Source organism: Micromonospora sp. M51, from assembly GCF_018070305.1.
In the GTDB taxonomy this organism is placed as follows: domain Bacteria; phylum Actinomycetota; class Actinomycetes; order Mycobacteriales; family Micromonosporaceae; genus Micromonospora; species Micromonospora parva.
The window spans coordinates 1-4,958 of sequence record NZ_JAGPXZ010000464.1 but is presented as its reverse complement, the minus strand read 5'-3'; the positions used below and the strand labels follow the sequence as shown (position 1 = coordinate 4,958).

Below are 4,958 nucleotides of genomic sequence, written 5' to 3'. Positions count from 1 at the left end.
GGGTGGCGGGTGAGATGTTCACCGGCCGAACCCGGCCCGAAGCCGTGCACCAGGTTGAACACCCCGGCCGGCACCCCGGCCGCCGCCATCACCTCGGCGAGCAGCGTCGCCGAGGCGGGAGTCTCCTCGCTGGGCTTGACCACCACCGCGTTGCCGCAGGCCAGCGCCGGAGCCACCTTCCAGGTGAGCAGCAGCAGCGGCAGGTTCCACGGCACGATGACAGCTACCACACCGACCGGCTTGCGCAGCGCGTAGTTGAGCGCCCGGCCGCCGGTCGGGGTGACAGTGGTGAACGACTCGGTGGGTGCGGTCGCCACGATCTCCGCGAACGCCCGGAAGTTCGCCGCACCGCGCGGAATGTCCAACGTACGGGCCTGGGCGATGGACTTGCCGGTGTCGGCGACCTCGGCGGTGACCAGATCGTCGAAGCGGCGCTCCAACTCGTCGGCGACGCGGCGCAGCACCTCGGCGCGCTCCCGCTCCCCCATCCGACCCCACGGCCCGCGCAGCGCGGCCCGAGCGGCGACCACCGCGTCGTCCACGGTGGACTCCGATGCCTCGTCGACCTCGAAGACCTGCTCCCCGGTGACCGGGCTGGCCTTGGCGAACGTCGTCGCGCCGTCGACGAACTCACCGGCGACGAAGTTGCGCAACCGGTGCGGGCCACTCGGCGCGTGGCCGGCCATCAGTCGCGGATCCCAGGTGCCGGTCATGCGCGCCTCCCTCGGCTCAGTGCCGCACCGATCGCGCCGACCAGCAGCAGCGCGGCCCCGCCGGCGACCGCCCCGAGCACCCGGTGCTGTCGGCGCACCCGGCGGCGCACCTCGGCGTACGGGGTGGTGGAGAACGACACCAGCTCGTACTGGGAAACGTACCGGCCGGGCAGGGCCCGTTCCAGTGCGTGCTCCACCCGCCGCCGGGCCTGGAAGACCGGGGAGGCGACCTTGTCCCGCATCTCCACGAAGTTGGTGAGCGCCATCGTCGCGATCGCCTCGGCGTTCTCCTGCCGGCGCCGCTGGAACAGCGGCAACGCCGCCAACCAGTCGTCGGCGCACTCGTCCAGGCAGCGGTCCAGCTCCACCACGTCCTCGAACGCGCAGTTGGCGCCCTGGCCGTAGAACGGCACGATGGCGTGCGCCGCGTCGCCGAGCAGGCCGACAGTGCCGCTGACCTGCCAGGGGGTGCAGCGCACCGTGCCGAGCACGCCCACCGGGTTGTGCTGGTAGTCGTCGACCAGGTTCGGGGCCAGCGGGACCACGTCCGGATAGTGCTCGGTGAAGTGCCGTTCGATCTCCGCCGGGCCGGTCAGCGAGGCGAAGCTGCCGGCACCGTCGTTGGGCCAGAACAGCGTGCAGGTGAAGGAGCGGTCCGGGTTCGGCAGGGCGATCATCATCGAGGTGCCACGCGGCCAGATGTGCAACGCGTCCGGGTCCAGGGCGAAGTCCCCGCCCAGCGGCGGGATCGTCAGCTCCTTGTAGCCGTAGTCGAGGAAGTCCACGCTCTCGTCGAGCAGCCCGTACGCCAGCAGTTGCCCGCGCACCGCGGAGCCGGCGCCGTCGGCACCCAGCACGACCGACGCCTTGGCCGCGACCGGGCCCTGCGGGGTCTCGAAGCTCAGCGCGCCGTCGGTCGGGTCGAGCCCGACGAGGCGGTGGTCGAAGACGACCCGTACCCCGGGCAGCGCGGCGGCCTCGTCCAGCAGGGCGTTGTTCAGCGCGCCCCGGCTGATCGAGTTGATCGCCCGGTCGCCGGCCGCGCTGTAGGACTGGAACTGCTGCTCACCCTCGACCGGGTGGATCATCCGGCCGCGCATCGGCAGCGCGTCGGTCATCACCTGCTCGGCCAGCCCGATCCGGCGCAACGCGTCAAGGCCGCGCTCGGAGAGCGCCAGGTTGATCGAGCGGCCCCGCTCGGCGACGCCGGCCCGCGGGTCGGGGCGGCGCTCGTAGAGGGCCACCGGGTAGCCCCGCCGGGCCAGGAAGCAGGCCGCCAGACAGCCGGCCAGGCCGGCACCGATGATCGCGATCTCGTCGCGCCGCGCGGTCACGGGTTCACCCGCCCGACCGTCGCGGCCAGCGCGGACGCGGCCCGCCAACAGTCCAGGTACGTGGAGTACAGCGGCACCGGGGCGAACCGGACGACGTCAGGTTCGCGGGCGTCGGCGATGACCCCGTGTTCGTACCGGAGGCGTTTGGTCAGCTCGGCGGCGCTGCCGGAACCGATGCGCACGGAGAGCTGGCAGCCCCGGCGGGCCGGGTCGCGCGGGGTGACCACCCGCAGCGGCCGGCCGACGGTCACCTGGTCGAGCAACGACTCCAGCCAGCCGGTGAGGCGCTGGCTGCGCGCGCGCAGCGCGGTCATCCCCACCGTGTCGAACAGCTCCAGCGAGGTACGCACCGGACCCATCGCGAAGATCGGCGGGTTGGAGATCTGCCAGGCCTCCACAGTGGCCGGTGGCCGGGACACCGGCGTCATCTCGAACCGGGTCGCCGATGCGGTGCTCCACCACCCCTCGAAACGGGGCAGGCTGTCGTCGCCGAGGTGCCGCTCGTGCACGAAGACACCGGCCAGGGCACCCGGGCCGGAGTTCAGGTACTTGTAGGAGCACCACGCGGCGAAGTCGACATCCCAGTCGTGCAGGGCCAGCGGCACGTTCCCGACGGCGTGGGCCAGGTCCCAACCGACCACCGCGCCGGCGGCCCGGCCGGCAGCGGTGATCGCCGGGATGTCCAGCAGCTCGCCGGTGAGGTAGTTGACGCCGCCGAGCAGCACCAGCGCCACCCGGTCACCCTCGGCGGCCAGGTAGTCGGTCACATCCTCGGTGCGCAGGGCGTCCTCACCGTCGCGGGGACGCAACCGGACCACTGTGTCGTCCGGGTCCAGGCCGTGGAACCGGGCCTGGCTGCGCACCGCGTAGCTGTCCGAGGGGAAGGCCGCGTCCTCGATGACGATGCGGGTGCGCGCGCCGGCCGGGCGGTAGAAACTCACCATCAGCAGGTGCAGGTTGACGGTGAGCGAGTTCATCACCACGGCCTCCGCCGGGCGGGCGCCGACCAGTCGGGCGGCCGGCCCGGTCAACAACTCGTGGTACGGCAGCCAGGCGCGCTCCGCCTCCAGGTGCCCCTCCACGCCGAGCCGCCCCCACGCGTCCAGGTCGGCCAGGAGTTCGTCGCGGGTGGCCCGAGGTTGCAGGCCGAGTGAGTTGCCGGCCAGGTACGCCGACTCGGGGTGCTCGCCCCCGTCGGCCGGCGGCACGTGGAACAGGTGCCGGTGGCCGGGGTCGGCCTCGTCGCGGCGATGCGCTTCTTGTTCTGAGGTGTGCATGTCTCGCTCTCCGGTCACATCGCGGTGCGGGCCGACCACAGCTCCGGGAAGACCACCCGGGCCATGCTGCGTTGCAACCACGCCAGGCCGGCGGAGCCTCCGCTGCCGACCTTGGCGCCCATTGTCCGCTGCACCGCCTTGACGTGATTCCAGCGCCAGTCGCCGAACTCCTCGGCGACCGCGCTCAGCGCCTCACCGAGCAGCCGCAGGTGGTTGTCCGGGCCGGCGTCGTCGTAGATCCGCACCCAGGCCGCCTCGACCGAGGGCTGCGGGTCGTGCTCGACGGCCACGTCCCGGTCGAGCAGGTCGGCGGGGAGGTCGAAGCCGCGGCGGGCGAGCAGGGCGAGCACGTCGTCCCAGAGGCTGGGGGTGGCCAGCGCGGCGCTCAGCGCGGCGTGCACCTCGGCCTGCCGGCGGAACGGGCGGATCAGCGTCGGGTCGCGCAACCCGAGCAGGAACTCCAGCTGCCGGTACATCGCCGACTGGAAGCCGGAGGCTTCGCCGAGCAGGTTGCGGAACCGGTTGAAGTCGGCCGGGCTCATCCAGCGCAGGCCCTGCCAGGCGGCGTTGAGCCCCTCAAGGTGCAGCTTGGCTCGGCCCAGCGGGGCCAACGCCTCCCAGACCTGGTCGACGCGGATCAGCCGCTGGGTCTCCCGCAACTCGTGGCAGGTCAGCCCGAAGTACAGCTCCATGATCTGGCTGACCATCAGGAAGGACATTTCGCCGGGGTCGTCGCTGAGCGGGTGCTGCATCTTGTGCAGGGCGCTGGCCTGCACGTACGCGTCGTACGGCACCATGTCGGCGAACTCCAACGTCGGCTCGCCACCGGTCCGCTCCGCCTGCGCGGCACGCTGCCCGGGGGTCACCGGCTGCACCGTGGCACGGCGGTTCGTCGCCCGCCGCTCCGTCTGATCCACCATCTCGTCTCCCTCCCCCGGACTAGCCGACGCCATGATCTCGCGGTCGGATCGGCCTGCGGAATGCCGAATCAACGGCTCTCGCCGCCTTCTCCTGGCAAACCAAAGGCAACTAGGCGAAGTCGGTTCACGAAAGTAAGGTCTGAGCGTGGACGACATGGACTGGGCGCTGCTGCGCGAGTTGCAGGCCGACGCGCGGCTCTCCTTCAGCGAGTTGTCCCGGCGGGTGCACCTGTCGCCGCCGTCGGTAGCGGAGCGGGTCCGCCGGCTGGAGGAGTCCGGGGTCATCACCGGCTACCACGCCCATGTCGACCTGACCCGCGCCGGCCGAACAGTGGTCGCGTTGATCCGGATGTCCTGTTACGGAACGCGGTGCATCCTGCACGACCCGGCGGTGGCCGGCTGGCCGGAGATCCTGGAGATCCACCGGATCACCGGGGACGCGTGCAGCGTGCTGAAGGTCGCGGCCGGCTCGATCGGCGCGTTCGAGGGGGTCATCGACCGTCTCGCCCCGTACGGCCAACCGTCGAGCACGATGGTCCTTTCCTCCCCGCTGAACTGGCAGCCCGTGACCCCCCTTGCCAGCCCGAACCCCGCACCCCGCCCCCGCTGACCCCCCGCACCCCGCCCGCCTGCGGGTTTGCGCCTGCGCCAACGGGAAAGCAGCGCGCGTGCCCAGGGGAGGGTTCCGGCGGTCGTCGCCGGTTGGGGGGAAAT

Annotated in this window: 5 protein-coding genes; 1 reads left to right on the top strand and 4 read right to left on the bottom strand. The window is 72.1% G+C overall.

Translation table 11 applies throughout. The annotated features are described in order from the left end of the window. The 4 genes from KBX53_RS22130 to KBX53_RS22115 form a co-directional block, all read right to left on the bottom strand. Nucleotides 1–686: aldehyde dehydrogenase family protein (locus KBX53_RS22130; RefSeq protein WP_210861404.1), on the bottom strand; the 686-nt coding region annotated here is incomplete at its 3' end. A 23-nt stretch (nucleotides 687–709) separates the two neighbouring features. Continuing rightward, nucleotides 710–2,047, bottom strand: coding sequence for an NAD(P)/FAD-dependent oxidoreductase (locus KBX53_RS22125; protein WP_210861400.1), 1,338 nt, complete (start codon nucleotides 2,045–2,047; stop codon nucleotides 710–712). Next, on the bottom strand, nucleotides 2,044–3,324 hold the full coding sequence (gene kynU, locus KBX53_RS22120; protein ID WP_210861398.1) for a kynureninase: 1,281 nt from the start codon (nucleotides 3,322–3,324) through the stop codon (nucleotides 2,044–2,046). Before kynU ends, KBX53_RS22125 begins: the two co-directional genes overlap by 4 nt. A 14-nt stretch (nucleotides 3,325–3,338) precedes the next feature. After that, on the bottom strand, nucleotides 3,339–4,241 hold the full coding sequence (locus KBX53_RS22115; protein ID WP_210861402.1) for a tryptophan 2,3-dioxygenase: 903 nt from the start codon (nucleotides 4,239–4,241) through the stop codon (nucleotides 3,339–3,341). A 148-nt stretch (nucleotides 4,242–4,389) separates the two neighbouring features. Here KBX53_RS22115 and KBX53_RS22110 point away from each other — a divergent pair, with 148 nt between their 5' ends. After that, nucleotides 4,390–4,854, top strand: a complete 465-nt coding sequence (locus KBX53_RS22110) for an Lrp/AsnC family transcriptional regulator (protein WP_030333480.1) — start codon at nucleotides 4,390–4,392, stop codon at nucleotides 4,852–4,854. Nucleotides 4,855–4,958 lie beyond the last annotated feature (104 nt).

What these genes read in the sequence shown, in the direction of transcription:
- kynU (WP_210861398.1), bottom strand. Translation starts at nt 3,324, where the DNA reads ATGCACACCTCAGAACAAGAAGCGCATCGCCGCGACGAGGCCGACCCC.